Annotated in this window: 21 protein-coding genes and 4 tRNA genes; 17 read left to right on the top strand and 8 right to left on the bottom strand. The window is 61.9% G+C overall.

Translation table 11 applies throughout. The features are described 5' to 3' along the window. Positions 1-74 precede the first annotated feature (74 nt). Positions 75-1457 (top strand): cysteine--tRNA ligase, encoded by a 1383-nt coding sequence (gene cysS, locus AC26AR_RS11835; protein ID WP_488107904.1) that lies wholly within the window; start codon positions 75-77, stop codon positions 1455-1457. A 104-nt stretch (positions 1458-1561) separates the two neighbouring features. On the opposite strand, the gene mtnN is transcribed toward cysS, so the two are convergent. Both mtnN and folD read right to left on the bottom strand, forming a co-directional pair. Further along, the gene (gene mtnN, locus AC26AR_RS11830; protein WP_077375597.1) at positions 1562-2272 is read right to left on the bottom strand and encodes a 5'-methylthioadenosine/S-adenosylhomocysteine nucleosidase; all 711 of its coding nucleotides are present in this window, start codon (positions 2270-2272) and stop codon (positions 1562-1564) included. Between the two features lie 79 nt (positions 2273-2351). Then, a complete protein-coding gene (gene folD, locus AC26AR_RS11825) occupies positions 2352-3221 on the bottom strand; it encodes a bifunctional methylenetetrahydrofolate dehydrogenase/methenyltetrahydrofolate cyclohydrolase FolD (protein ID WP_077374768.1) in 870 nt (289 codons plus the stop codon). A gap of 363 nt (positions 3222-3584) precedes the next feature. Here folD and AC26AR_RS11820 point away from each other — a divergent pair, with 363 nt between their 5' ends. The 11 genes from AC26AR_RS11820 to AC26AR_RS11770 all read left to right on the top strand — a co-directional run bounded on the left by AC26AR_RS11820 (position 3585) and on the right by AC26AR_RS11770 (position 13541). Then, positions 3585-3794 carry a hypothetical protein gene (locus AC26AR_RS11820; protein ID WP_488107089.1) on the top strand — a complete coding sequence of 70 codons (210 nt, stop codon included), beginning with the start codon at positions 3585-3587 and terminating at the stop codon, positions 3792-3794. Positions 3795-4023: 229 nt separating this feature from the next. Next, positions 4024-4100: transfer RNA gene (locus AC26AR_RS11815), tRNA-Pro, on the top strand. 87 nt (positions 4101-4187) lie between these two features. Continuing rightward, a tRNA-Arg gene (locus tag AC26AR_RS11810) sits at positions 4188-4264 on the top strand. A gap of 93 nt (positions 4265-4357) precedes the next feature. Beyond that, a tRNA-His gene (locus tag AC26AR_RS11805) sits at positions 4358-4432 on the top strand. 68 nt (positions 4433-4500) lie between these two features. Further along, positions 4501-4575 (top strand) — tRNA-His (locus AC26AR_RS11800). A gap of 314 nt (positions 4576-4889) precedes the next feature. After that, on the top strand, positions 4890-6239 hold the full coding sequence (tig, locus tag AC26AR_RS11795) for a trigger factor (RefSeq protein WP_077374765.1): 1350 nt from the start codon (positions 4890-4892) through the stop codon (positions 6237-6239). A 136-nt stretch (positions 6240-6375) separates the two neighbouring features. Continuing rightward, positions 6376-6996, top strand: coding sequence for an ATP-dependent Clp endopeptidase proteolytic subunit ClpP (gene clpP, locus AC26AR_RS11790; protein WP_065392597.1), 621 nt, complete (start codon positions 6376-6378; stop codon positions 6994-6996). 84 nt (positions 6997-7080) lie between these two features. Next, positions 7081-8373, top strand: coding sequence for an ATP-dependent Clp protease ATP-binding subunit ClpX (clpX, locus tag AC26AR_RS11785; RefSeq protein WP_077374762.1), 1293 nt, complete (start codon positions 7081-7083; stop codon positions 8371-8373). Between the two features lie 234 nt (positions 8374-8607). Then, entirely contained in the window at positions 8608-11016 is a 2409-nt protein-coding gene (lon, locus tag AC26AR_RS11780; RefSeq protein ID WP_084208104.1) for an endopeptidase La, read from the top strand. Positions 11017-11194: 178 nt separating this feature from the next. Then, a complete protein-coding gene (locus AC26AR_RS11775) occupies positions 11195-11467 on the top strand; it encodes an HU family DNA-binding protein (RefSeq protein ID WP_065392603.1) in 273 nt (90 codons plus the stop codon). A gap of 259 nt (positions 11468-11726) precedes the next feature. After that, positions 11727-13541 carry a SurA N-terminal domain-containing protein gene (locus AC26AR_RS11770; protein WP_488107088.1) on the top strand — a complete coding sequence of 605 codons (1815 nt, stop codon included), beginning with the start codon at positions 11727-11729 and terminating at the stop codon, positions 13539-13541. A 168-nt stretch (positions 13542-13709) separates the two neighbouring features. On the opposite strand, the gene AC26AR_RS11765 is transcribed toward AC26AR_RS11770, so the two are convergent. Beyond that, the gene (locus tag AC26AR_RS11765; protein WP_488107087.1) at positions 13710-14666 is read right to left on the bottom strand and encodes a LysR family transcriptional regulator; all 957 of its coding nucleotides are present in this window, start codon (positions 14664-14666) and stop codon (positions 13710-13712) included. 263 nt (positions 14667-14929) lie between these two features. Here AC26AR_RS11765 and AC26AR_RS11760 point away from each other — a divergent pair, with 263 nt between their 5' ends. From AC26AR_RS11760 to AC26AR_RS11745, 4 genes are all read left to right on the top strand, one after another. Then, positions 14930-15928: an NADP-dependent oxidoreductase gene (locus AC26AR_RS11760; RefSeq protein WP_488107086.1), complete on the top strand. Its 999-nt coding sequence runs from the start codon at positions 14930-14932 to the stop codon at positions 15926-15928. Between the two features lie 380 nt (positions 15929-16308). Further along, positions 16309-17460 carry an iron-containing alcohol dehydrogenase gene (locus AC26AR_RS11755; RefSeq protein ID WP_084208106.1) on the top strand — a complete coding sequence of 384 codons (1152 nt, stop codon included), beginning with the start codon at positions 16309-16311 and terminating at the stop codon, positions 17458-17460. A gap of 211 nt (positions 17461-17671) precedes the next feature. Continuing rightward, positions 17672-18214: a CobW family GTP-binding protein gene (locus AC26AR_RS11750; protein ID WP_488107085.1), complete on the top strand. Its 543-nt coding sequence runs from the start codon at positions 17672-17674 to the stop codon at positions 18212-18214. Next, the gene (locus AC26AR_RS11745; protein ID WP_488107084.1) at positions 18183-18929 is read left to right on the top strand and encodes a CobW family GTP-binding protein; all 747 of its coding nucleotides are present in this window, start codon (positions 18183-18185) and stop codon (positions 18927-18929) included. Before AC26AR_RS11750 ends, AC26AR_RS11745 begins: the two co-directional genes overlap by 32 nt. 29 nt (positions 18930-18958) lie before the next feature. Here AC26AR_RS11745 and AC26AR_RS11740 read toward each other — a convergent pair whose 3' ends face one another. From AC26AR_RS11740 to queC, 4 genes are read right to left on the bottom strand one after another with little or no spacing between them, the layout of a single operon-like run. Further along, positions 18959-19246: a YkgJ family cysteine cluster protein gene (locus AC26AR_RS11740; protein WP_084208108.1), complete on the bottom strand. Its 288-nt coding sequence runs from the start codon at positions 19244-19246 to the stop codon at positions 18959-18961. Further along, positions 19243-20142, bottom strand: a complete 900-nt coding sequence (locus AC26AR_RS11735; protein WP_271302234.1) for a 6-carboxytetrahydropterin synthase — start codon at positions 20140-20142, stop codon at positions 19243-19245. The genes AC26AR_RS11740 and AC26AR_RS11735 overlap by 4 nt, the downstream gene beginning before the upstream one ends. An 8-nt stretch (positions 20143-20150) precedes the next feature. Then, a complete protein-coding gene (gene queE / locus AC26AR_RS11730; protein WP_289864350.1) occupies positions 20151-20843 on the bottom strand; it encodes a 7-carboxy-7-deazaguanine synthase in 693 nt (230 codons plus the stop codon). Beyond that, a complete protein-coding gene (queC, locus tag AC26AR_RS11725; RefSeq protein ID WP_488107083.1) occupies positions 20843-21586 on the bottom strand; it encodes a 7-cyano-7-deazaguanine synthase QueC in 744 nt (247 codons plus the stop codon). The genes queE and queC overlap by 1 nt, the downstream gene beginning before the upstream one ends. A gap of 481 nt (positions 21587-22067) precedes the next feature. Here queC and AC26AR_RS11720 point away from each other — a divergent pair, with 481 nt between their 5' ends. After that, positions 22068-23792 (top strand): putative bifunctional diguanylate cyclase/phosphodiesterase, encoded by a 1725-nt coding sequence (locus AC26AR_RS11720; RefSeq protein WP_139345447.1) that lies wholly within the window; start codon positions 22068-22070, stop codon positions 23790-23792. Positions 23793-23923: 131 nt separating this feature from the next. On the opposite strand, the gene AC26AR_RS11715 is transcribed toward AC26AR_RS11720, so the two are convergent. Further along, complete coding sequence (locus tag AC26AR_RS11715) at positions 23924-24883, bottom strand: LysR family transcriptional regulator (RefSeq protein WP_077374722.1); 960 nt, start codon at positions 24881-24883, stop codon at positions 23924-23926. Positions 24884-24932: the final 49 nt, after the last annotated feature.

Below are 24932 nucleotides of genomic sequence, written 5' to 3'. Positions count from 1 at the left end.
GCTGACAGCTTTCTGTCAGCAAAGTAGCCAAGGGCGATGACCGAATGATTCCACTCGAAGATGCCGCGAGCACACTGTCCATCTACAGTACCCTGAGCCGGACCAAGGCACCTTTCGTGCCACTGGAAGGCAACAAGGTGCGCATGTACGTCTGTGGCGTGACGGTCTATGACCTCTGTCACATCGGGCATGCGCGTGTGATGGTGGCCTTCGATGTCATCACGCGCTACCTGCGTGCGCGCGGGTATGACGTCACCTACGTGCGCAACATCACCGACATCGACGACAAGATCCTCAAGCGCGCCGACGAGAATGGCGAGGCCTTCGATGCGCTCACCGAGCGCATGATCCAGGCGATGCATGAAGATGAAGGGCGCCTGGGGATTCTGCGTCCTGACCTCGAGCCGCGTGCCACCGCGCACATCGCTGACATCATCGCGATGACCGAGACGCTGATCGACAAGGGCTATGCCTATGCGGCCAGCAACGGTGATGTCTACTACCGTGTGCGTCGTTTCGAGGGCTACGGCAAGCTCAACAACCGTCAGCTGGACGACATGCAGTCCGGTGCGCGCGTGGAGGTCGAGGAAGCCAAGGAAGATCCGCTCGACTTCGTGCTGTGGAAGGCTGCCAAGCCGGGCGAGGCCAGCTGGCCGTCGCCCTGGGGGGAGGGGCGTCCTGGCTGGCACATCGAGTGCTCCGCGATGTCGACCTGCTGCCTGGGCAACACCTTCGATATCCACGGCGGCGGGCCGGACCTGACCTTCCCCCATCACGAGAACGAGATCGCCCAGTCCGAGGCCGCCACGGGCCAGCAGTACGCCAACGTGTGGATGCATGCCGGCGCGGTGCGTGTCGGTCAGGACAAGATGTCCAAGTCGCTGGGCAACTTCTTCACCATTCGTGACGTGCTGGAGCAGCACAACCCGGAAGTGGTGCGTTACCTGCTGGTGGCCAGCCACTACCGCAGCGCGATCAGCTATGAAGCCAACTCGCTGGATGAGGCGCGTCGCTCGCTGGAGCGCTTCTACAATGCGCTCGAGACTGTCACGCCCGAGCAAGGCGAGGTGTCAGGCGACTGGCGGGCACGCTTCGTGGCCGCCATGGATGACGACTTCAATACGGCGGGTGCGCTGTCGGTGCTGTTCGAGCTGGCACGCGAGCTGAACCGTGCCAAGAAGGAAGCACCGCAGCAGGCGCCGGCGCTGGCCTTCGAGCTGATCTCGCTGGGCGGTCTGCTGGGTCTGTTCGGGCAGGACCCGGCAGTCTTCCTCAAGGGCGATACTGCGGCACTGGCGTTGTCTGAAGACGAGATCCAGGCGCAGATCGAGGCGCGTGCCGCCGCCAAGAAGGCCAAGGATTTCGCGGGGGCGGATCGCATCCGTGACGGGCTGGCCGCACAGGGCATCATCCTCAAGGACTCCCGTGAGGGGACGACCTGGGTGCTGGAAGGCTGATGTCACTGGCGTGATGAGATGTCAGCATGAAAAAACCGCCGTCCCATGAGGGGCGGCGGTTTTTTGTGCGCTGTCGACCAGTACCGCTTTCGAGCCGTCTGCGATCAGCTGGCGAGTCGCTTGACCATGGCATCGACCATGCGCGAGGACTGGCGTGCGGCCACGTGCAGGAATTCCTCGAAGGACTGGCTGTTGTTGTCCTTGCCGGCGATGTCGGACAGCGCACGGATGACCACGAACGGCATGTCGTAGAGGTAGCAGGTCTGGGCGATGGCGGCGGCTTCCATCTCGGCGGCCAGCATGCTCGGGAAGCGTGAGCGGGTCAGCGCGACCAGTTCCGGGTCGGACATGAAGATGTCGCCGGTACAGATCAGGCCTTCACGCGCCTTGATCTCTCCCTGAGCCTCGACGCACTCGCGCGCGACCTTGACCAGCTCAGGGGCTGACGGGTAGGCCGCCGGCATCTGCGGCACCTGTCCGTGCTCATAGCCGAAGACCACGGCATCGACATCGTGATGGCGCACTTCGCTGGAGATGACCACATCGCCGATCTCGAGATCAGACGCGAAACCACCGGCCGAGCCGGTATTGATGATGGCATCCGGCTGGTAGCGCTCGATCATCTGGCAGGCACCGACGGCGGCATTCACCTTGCCGATACCGGATTGCAGCAGCACGATCTTCATTCCGTGCAGCTGGCCGACATGGAAGGTGGAGCCGGCGTGGGTGCTGGTGGTGCTGTCTTCCAGGCGCTCGGCGAGAATGGCCACTTCCTCGGCCATGGCGCCGATGATGCCAAGAGTCTTGAGGGTCATGATGCGATCCTGAGTCAGACGCGATGAAGGCCCGTTCATGTCGGGCCTCCATCACGAGCTAGAGAGAAGGGCGAGGGGGTTACTCGGCGGTGAGGCGCGCGTCGTGCAGCTCAGCGGCGAACAGGGTGTTCTCCAGCAGCGAGGCCACGGTCATCGGGCCTACCCCGCCGGGGACCGGCGTGATCCAGCCGGCGCGCTCCGCGGCTGGCGCGAATTCCACATCGCCGACCAGCGAACCGTCCTCGAGGCGATTGATGCCCACATCGATGACGATGGCGCCGTCCTTGATCCACTCCCCCTTGACCAGGCCCGGCTTGCCCACGCCGACCACGACCAGGTCCGCCTGGCGGACCTTGCTCTCAAGGTCCTTGGTGAAGCGGTGGCAGACGGTGGTGGTGCAGCCAGCCAGCATCAGCTCCAGCGCCATCGGACGGCCGACGATGTTGGACGCGCCGACGATGGTGGCGTCCATGCCGCGCACCTGCAGGCCGCTCTCGGACAGCAGCGTCATGATGCCCTTGGGCGTGCAGGGACGCATCACCGGCAGGCGCTGTGCCAGACGACCGAGGTTGTAGGGATGGAAGCCGTCCACATCCTTGTCGGTGCGGATCCGTTCGAGGATCGGGCGTGAGTCGAGGTGCTCCGGCAGCGGCAGCTGGACCAGGATGCCATCAATGCTGGCATCGTCATTCAGCGAGTCGACCAGTGCCTCAAGTTCCTGTTGGGTCGTGTCGGCAGGCAGACGGTGCTGGGTGGAGAGGATGCCTGCCTTCTCGCAAGCGCGGTGCTTGTTGCGGACATAGACCTCGGATGCCGCGTCTTCGCCGACCAGCACGACGGCAAGCCCCGGGATTCGTTCACCGGCATCGCGGCGCGCTTCGACCTGGCGGCCGACCTGTTGGCGTACGCGTTCGGCAATGGCCTTGCCATCAATTAGTTGTGCTGCCATCAGCGATCATTCCTTCTCATAGGCAAAAATGCAGGAGGGGAGAAACCGGGGACAATTTTCGCATGCCCTGTCTGGCAGTCAACGCCGAATGACGACCTTGGTCGAAAGCAGGTGCAAGTATCGCCTCTTTTGGAGGCGTCTCGTGGGCAGGCAGCGGTGCTGATTGCCCACGAGTCTGGAACTCGACGTCGTGAGACCACAGCTGTCGGTTCTCTCAGCCAGTTCTCTCAGCCAGTTCTCTCTGTCAGACCTTTCTGTCAGTTTTCCAGGGATCCGTCAGACGAGGCGTTCGCGAGATGCCTGATCGAAGAAGAGAAATAGAAAGAGAAAAAGAAAGAGGTAGAGGTAGAAAGGGCGATCGACGTGATCAGCTTCGAGGAGAAGGAGAAGGAGAAGGAGAAGGAGAAGGAGAAGGAGAAGGAGAAGGAGAAGGAGAAGGAGAAGGAGAAGGAGAAGGAGAAGGAGAAGGAGAAGGAGAAGGAGAAGGAGAAGGAGAAGGAGAAGGAGAAGGAGAAGGAGAAGGAGAAGCTCAGACCCGATGGTCGGGCCACGGATGCCGCTCAGTGGAAGTGAGTCGTCACTGATCTCGCCCGGTGCCAGGGTAGGGGCGAGAGTGAGGTGCCCGTATGGCGGTGGTAGCGCACCCCGCGTGTATCACTGGATGCTGACATGACAGTGGCGTGACAGCAGGAAGGGAAACGATTCTTTTGGAAAGAATTCACGTAAGGGCTTGACCGCAGACGAAAGTTCGGTAGAATACGCCTCGCATCGACGGGGTTCGACGGTCGGTTGAAGACGGTTTCGGGATATAGCGCAGTCTGGTAGCGCGCCTGCTTTGGGAGCAGGATGTCGGGGGTTCGAATCCCTCTATCCCGACCATTTGAATGCAGCACCTCGCAAGACTTCGGTCTTTCGAGACACGCATTCAAGGCTTTGTCCGGAGGTTGACTCGCAGCATCAGTTTCTGCGCCTATAGCTCAACCGGATAGAGCAACGGCCTTCTAAGCCGTAGGTTGCAGGTTCGAGTCCTGCTGGGCGTGCCATCACGATAACGATTGTTGTCATGATGGGAATCGGATTGCTCTTCATTGAGCCTGATGATGGCGACCAGACGATGTGAAGGTGTTCTTGCAGTGGTGGGTGTAGCTCAGTGGTAGAGCCCCGGATTGTGACTCCGGTGGTCGTGGGTTCGAACCCCATCATCCACCCCATTGCATGTCAGCTTGAGCAGTATCAACGAGATGGAGACGGCAGGCTTTCTGTCCAATCTCCAGAAGTGGTGGGTGTAGCTCAGTGGTAGAGCCCCGGATTGTGACTCCGGTGGTCGTGGGTTCGAACCCCATCATCCACCCCACGTCTCGATGAATATCAGGATGCTGCCTGTCCCGCTTGGGCGGGCGGCATGCCGCAAAAGGGGGAGAAGGCCAATGGCTTTCTCCCCCTTTTTTCGTGTTTTTTCGCACTGCTTCGTCTGCGATCTGACCGGGTTGACGGGCGCTCCATGCGCCTGTCAGGCGGGAGGACGGAGCAGAAAAAGGCCTGGCTCCTTGAATATCTTGGACCAAGGCACCATATGGCAGGTCATATCCGCGCTTGCCAGCGCGTGGCGGGGTTTCTACAATCTTCGCCTTTATGATTCGAACGCCACCAGTGGGTAGAGGAACTTTCATGCAAGCTTCTGTCGCAACGACTTCTCCGATCGAGCGCAAGGTCACCATCACGGTGCCGGCTTCTGAAGTCGACCAGGCCGTCAACGCCCGTCTTCTGGAAACCGCCAAGACCGTTCGTCTGAACGGCTTCCGCAAGGGCCACGTGCCGATGGCAGTGGTGCAACAGCGTTACGGCAAGGACGTGCGCAACGAGATCGTTGGCGAGATCATGCGCCAGCATTACGTGACCGCCGTCACCGAAAACGAACTGAACCCGGCTGGCTGGCCGAAGATCGATGCCACCGTCGATGAAGCCGGCAAGGATCTGGAGTTCGTCGCGACTCTGGAAATCTACCCGGAAATCGAACTGAAGCCGATCGAAGGCGCTGAAATCGAGCGTCCGCAGGCCGAAGTGACCGACGCCGACGTCGAAGAGATGATCGAGACCCTGCGCAAGCAGAATGCCTCCTGGACCGACGTCGAGCGCGCTGCCGCTGACGGCGACCAGGTCAAGATCGATTTCGAAGGCTTCCTCGGTGAAGAAGCCTTCGAAGGCGGCAGCGCTGAAGGCCACGAGCTGGTGCTGGGTTCCAACAGCTTCATCCCGGGCTTCGAAGAGCAGCTGGTCGGTGCTTCTGCTGGCGACGACAAGGAAATCAAGGTTTCCTTCCCGGCTGACTACCAGGCCGAGCACCTCGCCGGTCAGGAAGCGACCTTCAAGGTCAAGGTCCACGCCGTCAAGGCTCAGGAACTGCCGGAAGTGAACGAAGAGTTCATCGCCCAGTTCGGCCTGGAAGCTGCCGATGTCGAAAGCTTCAAGGTGGAAGTGAAGAAGAACATGCAGCGCGAGCTGAAGAACGCGATCGAGAATCGCGTCAAGCAGCAGGTGCTGGCTGAGCTGACCAAGGCCAATGACATCCTCGTTCCGCAGGCACTGGCGGATCAGGAAATCGACGGCCTGAAGCGTCAGGCAGCACAGCAGTTCGGTCTGGGCGAAGACTTCGACGTCTCCCAGCTGCCGGGTGAGCTGTTCCAGGACCAGGCCGTACAGCGCGTCAAGACTGGCCTGCTGCTCAGCGAAGTCGTCAGCAGCAACGAGATGGACGTCAGCGACGAAGAGCTCAACGCTCGCGTTGAAGAAATGGCCCAGCAGTATCAGGATCCGGCTCAGGTCACCGAGTACTATGGTTCCAACGAACAGGCCCGCAACCAGCTCAAGTCCGTCCTGCTCGAAGAGAAGGCCGTTGACAAGCTGCTGACACAGGCTCAGGTTAAGGACGTTACCATGTCCTACCAGGAAGCCCTGCAGGCAGCACAGCAGCAGGAAGAAGCCGAAGAAGAAGCGGCAGAAGCAGAAGAGCAGGCCTGATACCTGTCTGCTGACCTAGCGTGCTGACTTTCTGCATGTGATTCCAGGACCCGGCTACGGCCGGGTCTCTGGTCAGTGGGCAGGGTAAAGTGGCATGCTCAATGGATATCAATGTCATCGGATGAAGGAAGCCCCCATGAACGACTTCGACATCAAGAATGCAGGCGGTCTGGTTCCGATGGTTGTCGAGCAGAATGCTCGCGGCGAACGGGCCTATGACATCTATTCCCGCCTGCTGAAGGAACGGGTGATCTTCCTTGTGGGCCCGGTTGAGGATTACATGGCCAATCTGGTCGTGGCTCAGCTGTTGTTCCTCGAGTCTGAAAACCCGGACAAGGACATCCATCTGTACATCAACTCGCCGGGTGGCTCCGTGACTGCAGGGATGGCGATCTACGACACCATGCAGTTCATCAAGCCCGACGTGTCCACCGTATGCATCGGCCAGGCGGCCAGCATGGGGGCACTGTTGCTGGCAGGCGGTGCCGCTGACAAGCGTTACGCGCTGCCCAATTCTCGTGTGATGATTCACCAGCCGCTGGGTGGCTACCAGGGCCAGGCAACGGACATCGAGATCCACACCAAGGAAATCCTGACCATTCGCGAGAAGCTGAATCGCATTCTCGCGCACCATACGGGTCAGGACTTCGACACCATCGCCAACGATACGGACCGTGACAACTTCATGGCCGCCAATCAGGCGATGGAGTACGGCCTGATCGACGCCGTGCTGGAACGCCGTCCGGACGTGGAATGATCCACGCACACGGCTGACCTGACGTCGGTAAACATGCATTTCCGGTGACTCCCCGGGGAGTCACCGCCATTGAGAGGTACGCGAATGGCTGACGGCAAAGGCAAGGACGAGAACGGCAAACTGCTGTACTGCTCCTTCTGTGGCAAGAATCAGAATGAAGTGCGCAAGCTGATCGCGGGACCTTCCGTCTACATCTGCGACGAATGTGTCGATCTGTGCAATGACATCATTCGCGAAGAGGTCCTCGAAGCCGACGCCGAAGGTGATGATGATCGCCTGCCGGCGCCGCGTGAGATTCGCTCGACTCTCGACGACTACGTGATCGGTCAGGACCGCGCCAAGCGCGTGTTGTCCGTCGCGGTGTACAACCACTACAAGCGTCTGCGTGCCGGTCAGAAGGCAGCGGACGAAGTGGAGCTGGGCAAGTCCAACATTCTGCTCATCGGCCCGACCGGTAGCGGCAAGACGCTGCTGGCCGAGACGCTGGCACGCCTGTTGAACGTTCCCTTCACCATCGCGGATGCGACCACCCTGACCGAAGCGGGTTACGTCGGTGAGGATGTCGAGAACATCATCCAGAAGCTGTTGCAGAAGTGCGATTACGATGTCGAGAAGGCCGAACGCGGCATTGTCTACATCGATGAGATCGACAAGATCTCCCGCAAGTCTGACAACCCTTCCATCACCCGTGATGTCTCGGGTGAAGGTGTGCAGCAGGCACTGCTGAAGCTGATCGAGGGCACCACTGCCTCGGTGCCGCCGCAGGGCGGGCGCAAGCATCCTCAGCAGGAGTTCCTGCAGGTCAACACGGCCAACATCCTGTTCATCGTCGGCGGTGCATTCGCCGGTCTGGACAAGGTGATCCGTGAGCGCGCCGAGAAGGGTGGCATCGGCTTCAATGCCGAGGTCAAGAGCAAGCAGGACGAGAAGACGGTTGGTCGCGTACTGGCGGATGTCGAGCCGAGTGATCTGGTCAAGTTCGGTCTCATCCCCGAGTTCGTCGGGCGTCTGCCGGTCATCGCGACATTGACCGAGCTGGACGAGGACGCGCTGGTACAGATCCTGACCGAGCCGAAGAACTCGCTGGTCAAGCAGTACTCGCGCCTGTTCGAGATGGAAGATGTCGAGCTGGACCTGCGTGAAGACGCACTGCGTGCCGTGGCTCGCAAGGCCATCGAGCGTCGTACCGGCGCACGTGGTCTGCGCTCGATTCTCGAGGGCGTGCTGCTCGATACCATGTATGACATTCCCTCGGAAGAGAATGTCAGCAAGGTGGTAGTGGATGAGTCAGTGATTGCCGGCGACAGCAAGCCGCTGCTGATCTACTCCCAGAGCGAAGAGAAGAGTCAGGGCAAGGTGGCCGGCAAGGACGGCTGAAGCGTCCAGGCCTGAGTCGCACCAACGGGGGGCCGCAAGGCCCCCCGTTGCGTTTGCCTTCGTCACTCGCCTCTCTGGCAATGTTCCTCATGACTCGCGTGCGGCTTCATTCAGCGTTGAGTTACCGCCCATGCGTCTCAGGATCATTGCAAAATCATGACCTTGCCCCCATGGTCTCTGTATCAGAGAGCCGTGTGAGGCGGCCCACCCACAGAATACCGAGGAACGTCTGCCATGGAGCAGAACGATGATCAGACCCTGACACTTCCGCTGCTGCCGCTGCGGGATGTGGTGGTCTATCCCCAGATGGTGATTCCGCTGTTCGTCGGCCGGGAAAAGTCGATCCAGGCCCTCGAAGTGGCCATGGAAGGCGACAAGAAGATCCTGCTTGCGGCACAGCGTGAAGCCAGCCAGGACGACCCGACTGCCGAGGATCTCTTCGCGATCGGGACCGTCGCCGACATCATGCAGTTGCTCAAGCTTCCCGATGGCACCGTCAAGGTGCTCATCGAGGGCAGCTCACGCGCCGATATCCAGGCGATTCGTCTGCATGACGACGGTCACAGCATCGCCGATGTCGTGCTGCGTGACAGCCAGCCGCTGTCCGAGCGCGAGCAGGAGACCCTGGTACGCGTTCTGCTCAACCAGTTCGAGCAGTACGTCAAGCTGTCCAAGAAGGTGCCCAATGAAGTGCTGGGCAGCCTGCAGGGCATCGAGGACCCGAGTCGCCTGGTGGATACCATCAGTGCCCACCTGTCACTGGGCATCGATGACAAGCAGGCGCTGCTCGAGATGGACAAGGTGCGCGACCGCATCGAGCACCTGATGACGCTGATTGAAGCCGAGATCGACCTGCTGCAGGTCGAGAAGCGCATTCGTACCCGCGTCAAGGAGCAGATGGAGAAGTCGCAGCGCGAGTACTATCTCAACGAGCAGATGAAGGCCATCCAGAAGGAAATGGGTGAGCTGGATGACGTGCCCAATGAGGTCGAGCAGTATGAGCGTCGCATCAAGGACGCCGGCATGCCCAAGGACGCCGAGGAAAAGGCCAATCAGGAGCTCAACAAGCTCAAGATGATGGGCCCGACGTCCGCCGAGGCGACCGTGGTGCGGACTTACCTGGACTGGCTGTGCGACGTGCCGTGGAAGAAGCGCACCCGCGTGCGTCACGACATTGATCACGCCGCCAGGGTGCTCGATGAGGACCACTACGGTCTCGACGAGGTCAAGGAACGCATCCTCGAATATCTCGCCGTGCAGAAGCGCGTCAAGAAGCTCAAGGGGCCGGTGCTGTGTCTGGTAGGACCGCCGGGTGTCGGCAAGACGTCGCTGGGCAAGTCCATCGCTCGCGCCACCAATCGTCAGTACACTCGCATGGCGCTGGGTGGCGTGCGGGATGAATCCGAGATCCGTGGCCACCGTCGCACCTACATCGGCGCCTTGCCGGGCAAGATCATCCAGCGCATGACCAAGACCGGCGTCAAGAATCCGCTGGTGCTGCTCGACGAGATCGACAAGCTGGGCATGGATCACCGTGGTGATCCGGCCTCGGCGCTGCTTGAGGTGCTGGACCCGGAGCAGAACGACAAGTTCGCCGATCACTACCTCGAGCTTGATTACGATCTGTCCGAGACCCTGTTCATCTGTACCTCGAACTCGATGAACATTCCGGGGCCGCTGCGTGATCGCATGGAGATCATCCGTCTGCCGGGGTACACCGAAGACGAGAAGCTGGCCATCGCGATGCGCTACCTGGCCCCCAAGCAGCTCAAGGCCAATGGCCTGAAGCCGGGCGAGCTGACCTTCAGTGAAGCCTCCGTGCTCGAGCTGATTCGTTACTATTCGCGTGAAGCCGGTGTGCGTGAGCTGGAACGCCAGATCGCCAAGGTCTGCCGCAAGATCGTGCGCGAGCGCGTGGTCGCCGAGGCCAAGGAAGGTGCGCTGTCTTCCATGCACCTCGAGGCCGAGCAGGTCGAGCATTACGCGGGTGTCCGCAAGTACAGCTTCGGTCTCGCGGATGCCGAGGACCAGATCGGGCGCGTGACGGGTCTGGCCTGGACGTCCGTCGGCGGTGAGCTGCTGACCATCGAGTCGGTGGTCACGCCCGGCAAGGGCCGTGTCAGCAAGACGGGCTCGCTGGGCGACGTGATGAAGGAGTCGGTCAGTGCAGCGCATACCGTCGTGCGCGCACGCGCCGAGTCCTTCGGTATCGAGGCTGAACGCTTCGAGAAGGAAGACCTGCACATTCACGTGCCGGAAGGTGCCACGCCGAAGGACGGCCCCAGTGCGGGGGCTGCCATGGTCACCGCGATGGTGTCCGCTTACTGTGGGCGCCCCGTGCGCTGTGATGTGGCGATGACCGGTGAGGTCAACCTGCGCGGCGAAGTCATGCCGATCGGCGGCCTCAAGGAGAAATTGCTGGCAGCGCGACGCGGTGGTATAAAGCTCGTATTGATTCCCGAAGAGAATCGCCGTGATCTCAAGGAGGTCCCGGACACCATCAAGGATGCATTGGACATTCGCCCCGTGCGTTGGATCGATGAAGTTCTTGAGGTGGCTCTGGCGGAAAAGTCTTCAAGTGAGCCAGATGAATCTCGACAGGACGATGCCAGTGGTCGTCAGTCAGTCATCAGTACACATTGATGGATATTTCTGGCCATGCCGTTGTCGAAACGGCGGCGTGGTGCGGTTTTGCGCGTGAGGTTGCTTGACAGTCGTTTGAGGGCGTTGCTATAAACTCCGCTTCGTCGCGATCGCGTTTAGCACCCGTAATTTTCGCGCTGATTTCTGGTAATTTTTTTGCAAATTCAAGGGGTGAAGAGTGAATAAATCCGAGCTGATCGAAGCCATTGCTGCATCTGCCGATATTCCGAAAGCAGCAGCTAGCCGTGCACTCGATGCGATGGTCGACACCGTCACTGATAGCCTGAAGAAAGGTGAGACCGTGGCACTGGTCGGGTTCGGCACCTTTACTGTCAAGGAGCGCGCTGCTCGTACTGGCCGTAACCCGCAGACTGGCGATCCGATCGAAATCAGTGCTGCCAAGGTGCCGAGCTTCAAGGCTGGCAAAGCACTGAAAGACGCCGTCAACTGAGGTCTGCCTGCTCTTGCAGGTACCCGGTGACGTGGTGCCGCCCTGTCAGGACGTCGTTGTCTGTCAGGTCGGCACCAGGAAATCGAAGCGCATCGCCTGGCGATGCGCTTTTTTTGTGACTGATATCATGGGCAATCTGCGGTGACCCTGCTTCTGCCGCTACCAAAGGCACCTGCATCTGTCGGCGTCATGCGTATAATCAACAGTCACTGATTCGCGGCCCTAGAGGCCATTTCCTTCCCTGTAGCTCGAGGCCCGCATGCTGCAACGAATTCGAGACCGGTCGCATGGCTGGGTGGCCAAGACGATCGTTGGCTTTATCGTCGTCACCTTTGCCTTCTTCGGCGTTGAGTCGATCATTGGTGCCTTCACTGGCAGCAGTGACGAGATCGCCAGCGTCAATGGCGACAAGATCAGCCGTCAGTCAGTTGAGACCGAAGTGCAACGTGCCATCCGTTCCGGACAGGTCGCTCCCGAACAGGAGCGTGAGGCACGCAATCAGATCATCACCCAGATGATCGATTCCCGTCTGCTGGACCAGTACGCCGAAGAGGGTGGATTGCACCTCTCAGAACAACAGCTAGATCAACTGATCGTCAGCTTCCCGGAATTCCAGGATGACCAGGGCCGCTTCGACGCCGACGTCTTCCGCAATCGTCTGGCCAGCGCCGGCTACTCGCCGACGTCCTTCCGCGAGCAGTTGCGCAGCGACACCCTGCGTCAGCAGCTGACCGATGGCTTTGCCGCCAGTGCCTTCGTGCTGCCGGGCGAAGAAGAGAAGCTCAGCCAGCTTCAGCGCCAGACGCGCAGTTTCCGTTACGCCACCCTGAGTCAGGCCGACCTCGAGTCGCCGGTCACCCTGAGCGAGGATGAGCTGACCGCCTGGTATGACAACCATCAGGACAACTATCGGCGTCCGGCCCAGGTCAAGCTGGCCTATGTGCTGCTGGATCAGAATGAGCTGGCCGACGGTGGCGAGATCAGTGAAGACACGCTCAAGGCCGAATATGCCGCCAAGCGTGCCGATGCACCGCGCGAGATCGCGCACATCATGGTCGAGAAGGGCGATGATGTGGCGGCTGCACGTGCCAAGCTCGAAGGTGCACGTGACGCACTCGCCAACGGCGAAGACTTCGCCAAGGTGGCGGCCGAGGTCTCCGAAGACAGCTCCACGGCCGAGGATGGCGGTGAGCTGGGCGTGATCACCCGCGGTATCTTCGGCGAAGACTTCGATGACGCCGCCTTCGCGCTGGATGAAGGGCAGGTCTCGGACATCGTCGATACCGGCGACAGCCTGCACCTGATCAAGGTGACCGGGCTCGATATCGCGCCGTTCGACGAAATGCGTGATGAACTGCTCACCCAGGCGCGCAAGTCAGCCTCGCGTGACACCTTCAATGAGAAGGCGCAGCAGCTCAAGGATGAAAGCTTCGCGGCGGATGATCTGGCCAGCGTTGCCGAGGATCTGGATCTTCCGCTGGAGAAGACCGACTGGGTGGCACAGGACAATGACGACGAACTGCTGTCCGAGCCGGGTGTGATGGCGGCTGCCTTCGATGACGAAGTGCTCAAGGAAGGCTACAACAGCGATGTGATCGAACTCGACGACAGTCGCCGTCTGGTGCTGCGCGTGCTCGAGCAGCGTCCGGCCACGACGCTGGCCCTCGACGAGGTCAAGCAGCAGGTGCAGCGTGAAGCCAAGGCGGACAAGACCGCCAAGGCGCTTGAGGCATTGGCACAGACGCGCATCGAGGCGCTGCGTGAAGGCAAGTCTCTGGAAGGGATCGACTGGCGCGACGCAGACGACGTCAGCCGTCAGGGAGATTCCCAGCTGCCTGAGAATCTGGTCAAGCAGGCCTTCGCGCTGCCGCATCCCGAGGCAGACCAGCCGGTGTATGGCAAGGCAGCCCTCAAGGGCGGCATCGCCCTGATCGCGTTGACCGATATAGGGGAGGCCGAGCCGGGTGACATGGACCAGTTCCTGTCGCGTCTGGCGATGCGCCTGCAGGCCCAGTCAGCCGTCGAGGGGCTGCAGGAATCCTTGCGCGAGAGTGCCGATATCGAGCGCAAGTGAGCAAGGAGCAACGGACGTGAGTACCGTCACGTCTCACTCGAGGCATTGCCTCCCTTGAGAATCACGTCCTGACCTCTGCCACCAGAGACCGCCACCCCATGGGGTGGCGGTCTTTTTTTGGTTCAGTGTCGAGTCAATCCTGCTCACATCCCCGCAGTCACGACAGTGTCACGGCGTGAGGCGCTGACGCAGCCGATGGGAGAGTTCGCGGTGGCGGGCTTGAATGCCTGTCGAGAGAGATTGACGCAGCCAGCGATGCCCGGCGTCATGATGCAGGCGTTCGTGCCACACCAGCCAGTAGGCGAAGCGGTTGATGGCGATGGGCAGCGGGCGCAGCACCAGCGGTAGCTGATCCAGCATGCTGATGGCCAGGCAGCCCGGAACGCATAGCAGCAGATCGCTATGGCAGGTGACACTGAAGGCGGCCAGGAAGTGGGGCTGGCGCATGACGACCTGCCGACTCAAGCCCAGCTCCGCCAGCTTGAGATCCACCGCACCACGCTCATCACCGCCCATGCTGATCAATTGATGGCTGGCGGCGACGAAGTCCTCCAGACTCAATGTCTCCTTCGCTGCCAGCGGGTGGTCCTTGCGCATCACGCAGACGAACTGGTCATCCCCGATCTCGCGCCCATGCACGCCGGCCGGCACCTTGGCGGTGGGCACGCACATCGCAAGCTCCGGCCCCCCTTCCTCCAGCTGTTGTTCGACATTGCCCCCATAGGCCTGGATGTCCAGGCGGATGCCGGGCGCCTGGTCATGCAGCGGCGCTATCTGCGGTGCCACGAAGGCGTGCATGCCATAGTCGGTGGTGGCCAGCTGGAAGCGGCGTTGGCTGTCGGCTGGCGAGAATTCGGGGGGTGCCAGCAGTGCGCCCAGCTCCTGGAGCAGGCGCGCGAGAGGCTGTCTGAGCGCCTCGGCACGTGCCGTGGGGCGCAGGCCGCGTTGCGCACGAACGAACAGGGGATCGTCAAAGGCCTCGCGCAGCCGAGCCAGGGTACGTGAAACGGCAGGTTGACTCAGGTTGAGGCGCTCCGCGGCCCGAGACACGCTGCGCGTTTCCAGCAGCGCATGCAGCGCGACCAGCGTGTTGAGGTCATGGCGAGCGAGTTCAGCCAGATGCATGGCGGGAAGTTTCCGGTGGTGAAGAGGCCCCGGACGGGGATGAAGGTGCGTATTTTCAACCACGCATGATATCAGTCTCATGCATACCGGAATTCAGTTTCTGTCATTGGTGTGATATCGGGAGCGCGAGTAATCTGGTGGGACTTCGTCGCCGGGGAACGATTGCGGCGACCTGTCGTCACACGGTCAAGGCCTCGGGCCACATGCCTGATGACGATTCTGATCACGTGACGTTTGACCAGATCATTCGCAAGGAGCATTTCATGCAGACACGCTATTACACGATCACCGACTATCCGAAAGGCACTCCGGAACGCGACCTGTTCACCTTGCGTGAAGAGGCGCTGGGCGAGCTTGGCGAAGGGGAAGTGCGCATTCGCAACCGCTGGTTGTCCGTCGATCCCTACATGCGTGGCCGCATGAGTGGCGCCAAGACCTATATTGACCCCTTCGAGCTCAATGAGCCGCTGCAGGGTGCGGCAGTCGGTGAGGTGATCGAGTCACGCGACTCTCGCTTCAAGACCGGCGACAAGGTGCGTCACATGGGCGGCTGGCGTGATATCGCACAGCTGTCTGGCGACCAGGTCGAGCCGCTGCCGAGCATCGACGTGCCGGAGCAGGCCTACCTGGGCGTGCTGGGCATGCCGGGCATGACTGCCTGGACCGGTCTGAACATCATCGCCGAGATGAAAGAGGGCGACAACGTGCTGGTCAGCGCGGCCTCCGGTGCGGTCGGCTCGCTCGCCGTGCAGCTGGCCAAGGCCAAGGGCGGGACTGTCGTCGGCATCGCCGGCAGCCAGGAGAAACTGGATTGGCTGGAGGCGCGCGGCGTCAAGGCGGTCAGCTACAAGGGCAAGGATGCTGAGCAGCTGACGAAAGCGCTCAAGGAGGCCTGCCCGGACGGTTTCGATGTCTACTACGAGAACGTCGGTGGTGACTGCCTGGTGGCGGCGCTCAACAACCTGAACGTCGGTGCACGCATCGCCGTCTGCGGCATGATCTCCAGCTACAACGATACCGAGGTGGCGGCGGGCCCCTCCAATATCTCGATGATCCTGATTCGCCGGGCGCGCATGCAGGGCTTCATCGTCTTTGACCACTGGGACAACTACAGCCGCTTCCTCGAGGAAGTGGGGCCGCAGGTCGCCAAGGGCGATATCGACTACGAAGAGACGGTGGAAGAGGGACTGGAACAGACGCCGGACGCCTTCCTCAAGCTGTTCACAGGCGCCAACAAGGGCAAGATGCTGGTACGTCTGTAACCTGAGACGGCAGCACTGAAGCCCCGAACACCTGACGCCTCGCGTACGCGCGGTGCTCAGGCATTCACGAAAGGCTCGCCACGGCGAGCCTTTCGCGTTGGTGAAAGCCATTCGCGTGGGTGAGTGCCATTCGCTTTGGTGAGAAGCTGTCACGTCGCGATGCGATTGGTGATTCACACGAACCAAAGACGTGCGCACTGTGCTCTACTTTCGTCGTAGATGCTGCTCTAGAATGTGCGCAACATTCGTGGGGTGGTGACGTCTTCATTTCGTTTTCGTGTCACCAGGCCCTCACGCGACACCCTGTGTCAGGTGGCGCCTGATCATGGCGGCGTTCTGCATTGCCGCCGTGCCGCCCCTGACTCTGCGAGGAGAGCATCATGCAGGACTTTACCTATCAGAACCCGACCCGCGTGCACTTCGGTGCCGGCCAGATCGCCAAGGTGCGTGACGAGATTCCCGCCGATGCCCGCGTGCTGGTCACCTATGGGGGTGGCTCCATCAAGAAGAACGGCGTGATGGATCAGGTGGAAGCGGCACTGGAGGGCCATCAGTGGTGGAGCTTCGGCGGCATCGAGCCGAATCCGAGCTATCACACCCTGCTGGAAGCGCTGGAGGTCATCAAGCGCGAGAAGGTCGATTATCTGCTGGCAGTCGGGGGAGGCAGCGTCGCCGATGGCAGCAAGTTCCTCGCGCTGGCCGCCTGTCACGCCGGTGATCCGTGGGAGATTCTCGCCGAAGGCAAGCATCCCGAGACGGCATTGCCGCTGGGCGTGGTGCTGACCCTGCCGGCCACTGGCTCCGAGTCCAACGGCAATGCCGTGGTCACCAATTACGAGACCCACGACAAGCTGCCGATGTTCAGCGAACTGGCCTACCCGCGCTTCGCGGTGCTGGACCCGGCCACCACCCTGACCCTGCCGGAGCGCCAGAGCGTCAACGGTGTCGTCGATGCCTTCGTGCACGTCAGCGAGCAGTATTTGACCTACCCGGTCAACGCGCCGGTCCAGGATCGCTTCTCCGAGGGTCTGTTGCTGACCTTGATCGAGGAAGGCCCCAAGGTACTGAGCCAGCCGGATGACCTGGCCGTGCGTGCCAACATCATGTGGGCCGCCAACCTGGGCCTCAACGGGCTGATCGGTCGTGGCGTGCCGCAGGACTGGGCCACGCACATGATCGGTCACGAGATCACAGCACTGCACGGTGTCGATCATGGCCGCACCCTGACCATCGTGATGCCGGCACTGTGGGAAGAAATGTTCGAGGCCAAGCGTGCCAAGCTGGCGCAGTATGGTCGTCGTGTCTGGGGACTGGACGGTGATGACGAAAGCGTCGCCCGCGCTGCCATCGACAAGACGCGTGAATTCTTCACCCGCATGGGCGCGCCGGTATCGTTGAGCGAAGCCGGCATCGGTGCCGACAGCATCGACCAGCTGGTCGACAACCTGGCACGTCATGGCTTCACTGCCATCGGCGAGCACGGTGACATCACGCCGGACGTGGCGCGTCGTATCCTGACCCGCGCTGCCTGATCACGCACGTCAGTCAGGGCGCAAGGCAAGCCTGAAACCCCTCGTCACCTCTGGTGGCGAGGGGTTTTGCGTATGTCCCCTTGGCGGCGGCTTGCCGATTGCCGGATTGCGTCATGTTGCAAGGCAGGATTCGCTTCACGAGACGTCGTCGCCGGGTTTATTTTGTTACTCTATAACCTTTTGCACGCCTTCATCCTGCGGAGAATTCAGCATGTCTCTGGCTTCACGCGGCGCCGATACCGGCGACGCCTCGACGGATTTAGCACGTCACACGCGGATACCGGTGCATCTGATCACCGGCTTTCTGGGAACCGGCAAGAGCAGCTTCATCCAGGCACTGGTCGCGGCCAAGCCGGCGGATGAGCATTGGGCGATCCTGGTCAATGAATTCGGGCAGGTGGGGATCGATCAGGCCCTGTTTGCCGGACGCGAGGATGTCAGTGTCAAGGGGCTGCCCGGCGGGTGCCTGTGCTGTCAGCTGGCCTTCGTGCTGCAGGCGGGACTGGTCAGCCTGATCCATCAGACCCGTCCTGATCGTCTGATCATCGAGCCCTCGGGGCTGGGACATCCCGCAGGGTTGATCGATGTACTGCGCAGTGAAGGGCTGGCCTCCGCGCTTGAGCTCGAGGAGGTCATCACCCTGCTGGACCCGTGTGCACTGGACGATACCCGCACGCGTGAACACGGCACCTTCCAGGACCAGCTGACGCTGGCGGGGGGGCGTGGTGCTCAGCAAGCGGGATCTGGCGACTGATGAGCAGCTGGCGGCCGCGCATGAGTTTCTGGAAGGGATGTGGCCGCGCAAGCGCTGGGTGGGTGAGCTGGGCAGAGCCGACGGCGAAAGTCAGCCGGCCCAGGCACGCATGGACGGTCAGGAGGTCGCGCTGATCGATTGGCTGCTGCCAGCAGGGCGTGAATCCCATCGCCAGGGCGGCTTGCACGCCAGCGACGCCCATCACATCAGCGAAGATCGTGAGAACCAGCCCGAGATCAGCATGCCGGCTGCCCATCGCGCTGCGCGGGATAGGGCGCGTCTGGCGCAGGAGACTTCCACCAGTGAAAAGACGTCAGCCTCAGGCGTGATGCCATTGCCCGGCGCACCGGTGATCGAGCAGGCCGAAGGGCTTGAGCATGCCAGTCTGGGATGGCGAATCGTGGCGGGCGAGGTGTTCGATCTTGATCAGCTGACCCGGTGGCTGGATGGACTGCCGCGCGACTGGCGGGTGAAGGGCATCTTTCACACGACGGAAGGCTGGCGCAGCTATAACCGTGCCAAGGGACGAGCCGAACTTGCGCCTTCCAGCTGGCGCGAGGACTCACGACTCGAGTTGATCGCGCCGCTGGAGCAGCAGGGGCAGGAGGGGATGGCGACTGCGTTGCCGCTGGCGGATTCCCGTCAGCTGAATGCCGCCTTGCTGGCCTGTCGCAGCGAGGGTGCCGCCAGGCCCTTCAATTTCTTCGGCGAGTGAGCTGAGATCTATCCCTCAGGGGGCGTCTCTCACGTCAGGCGCTCCCACTCGCCGATCAGGCGCAGGGCCTCTTCGCTTGAATTGCCACACAGCTCGATATCGAAGTCGAAGTTGCCACACACGGCCGGTCGTTGTGGCGTTCCGAACAGCTTGCACAGATTCTCGTCATCCAATTGCACGCAGCGCACGCCTGCCGGCTTGCCATTGGGCATGCCGGGAATCGGGCTCGAGATGGAAGGCGCGATGCAGCACCCCCCGCAGCCGGCGCGGCAGCCGGATGCGGGAGTGGCCGCGAAGTGGTGGGCGGTCTGCGTCATGATGTGGCGGGCATTTCCTCATGCTCAGGCAGCACCAGCGGCTGGCGGGCGGTCTCTGGCGTGTGCCGCGCGATGGCGCCCTTGTTGATCCCTTCATAGGCTTCGACGCGAATGCTGTCACCGCTGTCGAGAGCGATCTGGCGCGCCAGCCAGTCGGCGATCCACTCGATGGTGGTCGGTGTCGGCAGCAACCAGACCTGCTTGCGCGGCAGGCGAATGCGGAATCTGCCCTGCGGTGCCTCATAGCTGAACACCAGCTCACGGCCGGGACGGTCGATCAGATCGCCTTCTTCGGCCAGGTAGCGGTCATTGAGCTTCTCGGCCCACTCGGCTTCCAGTGCCGTGTCCCGCACGCCATTGCGTTCGATGACCAGCGGAGAGCGGTGACCATGTGCGATACGCTGACAGTTGCCGCTGTGATGACGCAGGCCATGACTGTAGGTGTAGGCGGCACCCTCGATGCACTCATCGCGCAGGCGCACGCGCAGCGCCTCGACGCGCGGCGGCAGGCGGCGCGTCAGCAGCTTCTCGAAGTGGTTGGCCAGCACCACGGTGGTGACCTCGGCCACCGGCAGCAGGCAGAAGGCCTGACGCGGGCCGCGCACTTCCATGGCATAGGGCTGGGTGAAGCGCAGACACAGTCCTTCCGGGCAGTCCGTGACGCTCACGCCGTCGGCCTGACTGGGCACGATCAAGGTGTGATCGGCGTCCTGGTCGATCATGCGCTTGGCCCACGGCTTGACGTCGCCGAAGTCGAACAGCATGCCGTCATGGCCGACGGCGCCGTCCAGCTCCAGGTCCAGATGCTGACTGATGCCATGCAGGCCGCGAGTATTGCTCCACACCGAGGCATCCACCGCGGTGAGGGCCCTGACGAACAGGGTCTTGGAAGTCATTGCCGTCATCAATCGATACCACTGATCTTGTGAGTCTGCAGCGATAGCTGCCACTGGGGATTGGCCATGCAGTAACTGACGCACTGGTTCATCGGCGTATCCGTCGCCAGTACCTCGCGATAATGCTCGCGAGCGGCGGCTGGCGCGGGCAGGGCATCCAGGGCGGCGGTATCCAGTGGCTGCAGATAGAAGTGCGCGAAGTCCAGGCTGACGAAGCGCTCCGGCAGCGCCTCCGGCTGCGGGTAGACGAGCTTGAGCTCATCGCCGCCGGTGAGGACCAGCTCGCTGGCACCCTTGGGGCTGACGCATAGCCAGTCGATGCCGGCGGGCGGCGCGACGGTGCCGTTGGTCTCCACCGCGATCTCGAAGCCGCGGGCGTGCATCGCGTCCACCAGTTCGCGGTCGAGCTGCAACAGTGGCTCACCGCCGGTGAAGACCACATAGGGCGTGGCGATGCCGGAGTGTTCCGGCCACAGGCTGGCCAGGAAGTCCGCCAGCTCGCTTGCCGTGCGGAACTTGCCGCCATTCTGGCCATTGGTGCCGACGAAATCGGTGTCGCAGAAGCGACAGACCGAGGTGTCGCGATCCTGCTCACGACCACTCCACAGATTGCAGCCCGCAAAGCGGCAGAACACGCTGGCGCGCCCTGCGCGAGCACCTTCGCCCTGCAGGGTGTAGAACGCTTCCTTTACCGTATACATCAGAGAGTGCCTGCGCCCTTGGCCGAATCGGCCGTGTCATACCCGAGCGGATCGCTCAGCCCATGGGCGGCGAAGGCAGCGAGGCGCTCGCGGCAGCTGCCGCATTCCCCACAGGCCAGTTCACGGCCTTCATAGCAGGTCCAGGTCTGGGCGTAGTCGAGCTGCATGGCGATGCCGGCGGCCAGAATCTCGTCCTTGCTGGCGTGCAGGAAGGGCGCGCGAATCTCCACCGGCGAGAAATTGGCGATCGCGGCGACGGCATTCATCTTCTCGACGAATTCCGGACGGCAATCCGGGTAGAGCACGTGATCCCCGCCGTGGGCACCATAGAAGCACACGCCAGCCTCGATATTGACGGCCTTGGCGATCGCCAGGGACAGCAGGATCATGTTGCGATTGGGCACCACGGTCGAGGTCATGGAGTCCTCGTCGTAGTCGGCCTTGGGCATCGCCTGGTCACTGTTGGTCAGCGCGGAGTTGTCGATCAGGCCATGGATGGCGCGAATGTCGACGACTTCGTGGGCGACGCCCAGGGTCTCGCAGACCTGACGTGCGACGTCGAGCTCACGCGAGTGGCGCTGGCCGTAATGGAAGGAGAGGGCGTGTACCTCGAAGCCCTCCTTCAGCGCCTGGTGCAGGACGGTGTAGGAGTCCATGCCACCGGAGTAGATGACGACGGCGCGGGGGCGCTCTGCAGAGGAGGCAGGAGCGGATACAGCGGAATTCGGGACGTTGAGAGTCATGACGGAGAATTTCTTTGACCGATGGATTCGGCGCCCGGGATCCGGTCCGGGCGAAACGGGCGCCTATCCTACTCTTCCCGCGGTGTTGATGCCACCAGGACGCTTTGAGGCCACCAGGACACTTTGATGCCCACCAGGACACTTTGAGGCCAGCAGGACACTTTGATGCCCACCAGGACACTTTGAGGCCATCAGGACATCCTGGATGGCCGGGAGTCGCATGCCGCATTGGCTCAGGAAAAGCGTCGAGACATCGCAAGCGTTGATGGGGCGAGAAAATAGCCTTGGTACCTGCCCCATGCCCTGACATAGACTCAGTGTATTAGCGAAAGATTGCAGTAATGGTGAAAGTGCAGGACATGCCGTTGAAGTGAGACATGGCATGTGAAGGACCGGAGGTGAGCTCGATGGCGGTAACGGTTGCACCGTCAGCGGGCGGGATAGCAAGACCCTTATTCATTGTGACTGCAGTGGGGTGAGCGTGCCTCTCGATATTCTGATCAAGTTGTTGTCCTCTATCGAAGAGCCGCTGTGGATCTTCGACCGCTTCGGCCAGCTCGCCTGGAGCTCACCCCGTGCCCGTCAGGCAGAACACCAGCCTGAACTGCCGAGAACCCTGTCGCATCTGCCGGAGCCCTGTGGGCTCAGCGGCCAGCCGGGGATGTGGATGATGGGGATCGACGGGGAGCTGGGCCACTGGCTGCTGGTGCAGCAGGCCAACCTTCCCTGGCGAATGGCGGTGTTCGATGAAGAACGACTCGTCGCCTATACCTGTGGCTGGAAGGAGCTGTTCGGTGAGGCGCGCCCGCGGCTTGAACCGGTCAGTGAGCGCCGCGTGCGCCTCAAGGCGCCGTTCTCGGGTCTGGCCGAAGCGCGCGCTGCCGGTCTGGACGACAAGGTGCTGATCGCGCTGCGTCGACTGCAGCCGATCAACCTGCTGTCGCGTGATCGCTTCAATGCCCAGGTGGACGAGCTGCTGTCCGGTGAGGCGGTCGATGGCGGCATCATCTATCTCTCGCTGACCCATCTGGAGATCATCAACTCGGCGCATGGCGCGGAGCGTATCGACCCGCTGCTGGAGCGCGTGGCGGAAGCGATGTCGTTGCAATACCGCGATGCACTGGTCTGTCGTCCGCTGGGCAATGCCTTCGCGCTGTTCTTCACCGGCGATGAAGTCGCCCTGATCGCGCGGGCCAGCGAGCTGTGCGAGCAGCTGGTCACGCTGATGCGCCTGGATGGCAAGTCCTTGCCCGTCACCGCGCGGGTGGGCATCAGCCTGGCGCCTCAGCACGCGCGTCGCGCGCATCGGCTGCTGCACCTGGCTGAACTGGCCATGCTGCATGGCGAGCAGGACGATATCGATGTCTGCGGGGCCTGGCATGTCTTCTCGCCCGGTGCCCACATGCGTCACCTCAACGATTACCGACTGACCAGTGACCTGCGCGAGCATCTCGAAGAGCTCGATCTTGCCTTCCAGCCCCAGTTCGATCTGGTCAGTGGTCAGGCGGTCGGCGTGGAGGTGCTGGTGCGCTGGGACCATCCGGAGCTCGGGACCATCGGGCCTGGGCGCTTCATTCCGCTGGCGGAGCAGTACGGCTTGATCGGTACCGTCGGGGCTCGTGTCATGGATGCTGCTCTCAAGGCGACGCGGGATCTGGTGACCCCGGACGGCAAGCCGCTGTCGGTGGCGATCAACGTCTCGGCCCAGGAATTTCGTGACCCCGGCTTTCCCGAGCGAGTCTCACAGGCGCTCGCCTTGCACGACTTCGCCCCCGAGCGGCTGGAGCTGGAAATCACCGAGTCCTCACGGGTGCCGGATCTGGATCGCGTCGTCGAGCGCTTGACCGGTCTGATCGACCGAGGTGTCAGGCTTGCCATCGATGACTTCGGGACCGGCTTTGCCTCGCTGCTCTATGTCCGGGATCTACGCGCCTGTCGCCTCAAGGTGGACCAGCAGTTCGTCCGCAGCCTGGATCATGATGCGCGTGACCGCGCCATCGTCTCGCATGCCATCTCGTTGGCCGATAGCCTCGGCATGGAAGTGCTGGCAGAGGGCGTCGAGACGGTGGAGCAGGAACGCCTGCTGGTGGAGATGGGTTGCCATCTGGTGCAGGGCTTCCGCTACGCGCGGCCCAAGCGCCTGCCGGAGCTCAAGCAGTGGCTTGGCAACAAGCCCTGCATTCGCCCCTGTCCCGGGGCCGCCTGAGCTGACGGGTGCAAGCCCTGTCTGGCCCAGGAAACGAAAACGCCCGTCATGCAGTCGCATGACGGGCGTTTTCGTTTTTTCTTCGGTACTTCATGCAGCAGAAGCGGGTGTCAGACAGGCAAGTGACGCGCTCAGCTGCAGGTCTTGCCGTAGCCGTACATGTTCTCGAAGCCCGGAATGCGCTGCTCCCACACCGGCGGAGTCCCGACGACTTCCTGCAGGCAATCACTGAAGCGACGCGTCTTCTGGGGAAGATACTGGCGATGCGGGTAGACCAGATGGATGGATGGCAGCGGCTTCATCGGCACGTCGGTAAGCAGTGGGACCAGCTCGCCATTCAGTACCTCATCCTTGATGTTGATGGCGGAGATCATGCCATAGCAGGCACCGGACTTGATGGCTCCGATCAGCACGTCGGCATCATTGACCTTGAGGCGAGAATCCAGCGCCACCTTTTCCTCGACGCCACTTTCACTGCACACCCGCAGGCGGTCGAGAATGAAGCCATCGCGTGAATAGACGGCCGCCGGCAGCCCCGAGAGGTCCGCGGGGGTCTTCGGCATGCCGTGACGTTCGATGAAGGCAGGCGATGCGCAGATCAGATGGCGATGCGCGGCCAGGGGGCGCGCGATCAGGTTGGAGTCTTCCAGTTCCGACATGCGGATGGCGAGATCATAGCCGCCACCGATCAGGTCGGTCAGGTGGTCTTCCAGACGGACTTCCACCTGGGTGTCCGGATAGCGCTCCATGTAGAGGCGCACCGCCTGAGCCACATAGGTGCGACCGAAGTGGCTGGGGCTGGTGATCTTGAGCACCCCTCGTGGCCCATCCTGGTAGGCGCCCGCGACATCATCGGTGTCTTCCAGCACTTCGCGCAGGCGCAAGGCATGCTGATGGATCTCGCGGCCGGCATCGGTCAGGGCCAGCGAGCGGGTCGAGCGATTGAAGAGACGAATCTGCAACTCTTCTTCCAGACGACTGATCTGCTTGGAAACCACCGAGCGGTTGACCTGACGATGATCGGCTGCCTTGGAGAAGCTCTGTGCTTCCACGACATCCAGAAACAGCAACAAGCGGGATGCTTTATCCACGGTATGACCTCTCGTGATGCAACAGGAAAAGGCTCACGCAGCCGTCCTG

The organism is Cobetia sp. PS-4MA (assembly GCF_057670765.1).
The sequence above is the reverse complement of the archived record's forward strand: the minus strand, read 5'-3'. Positions and strand labels throughout refer to the sequence as shown.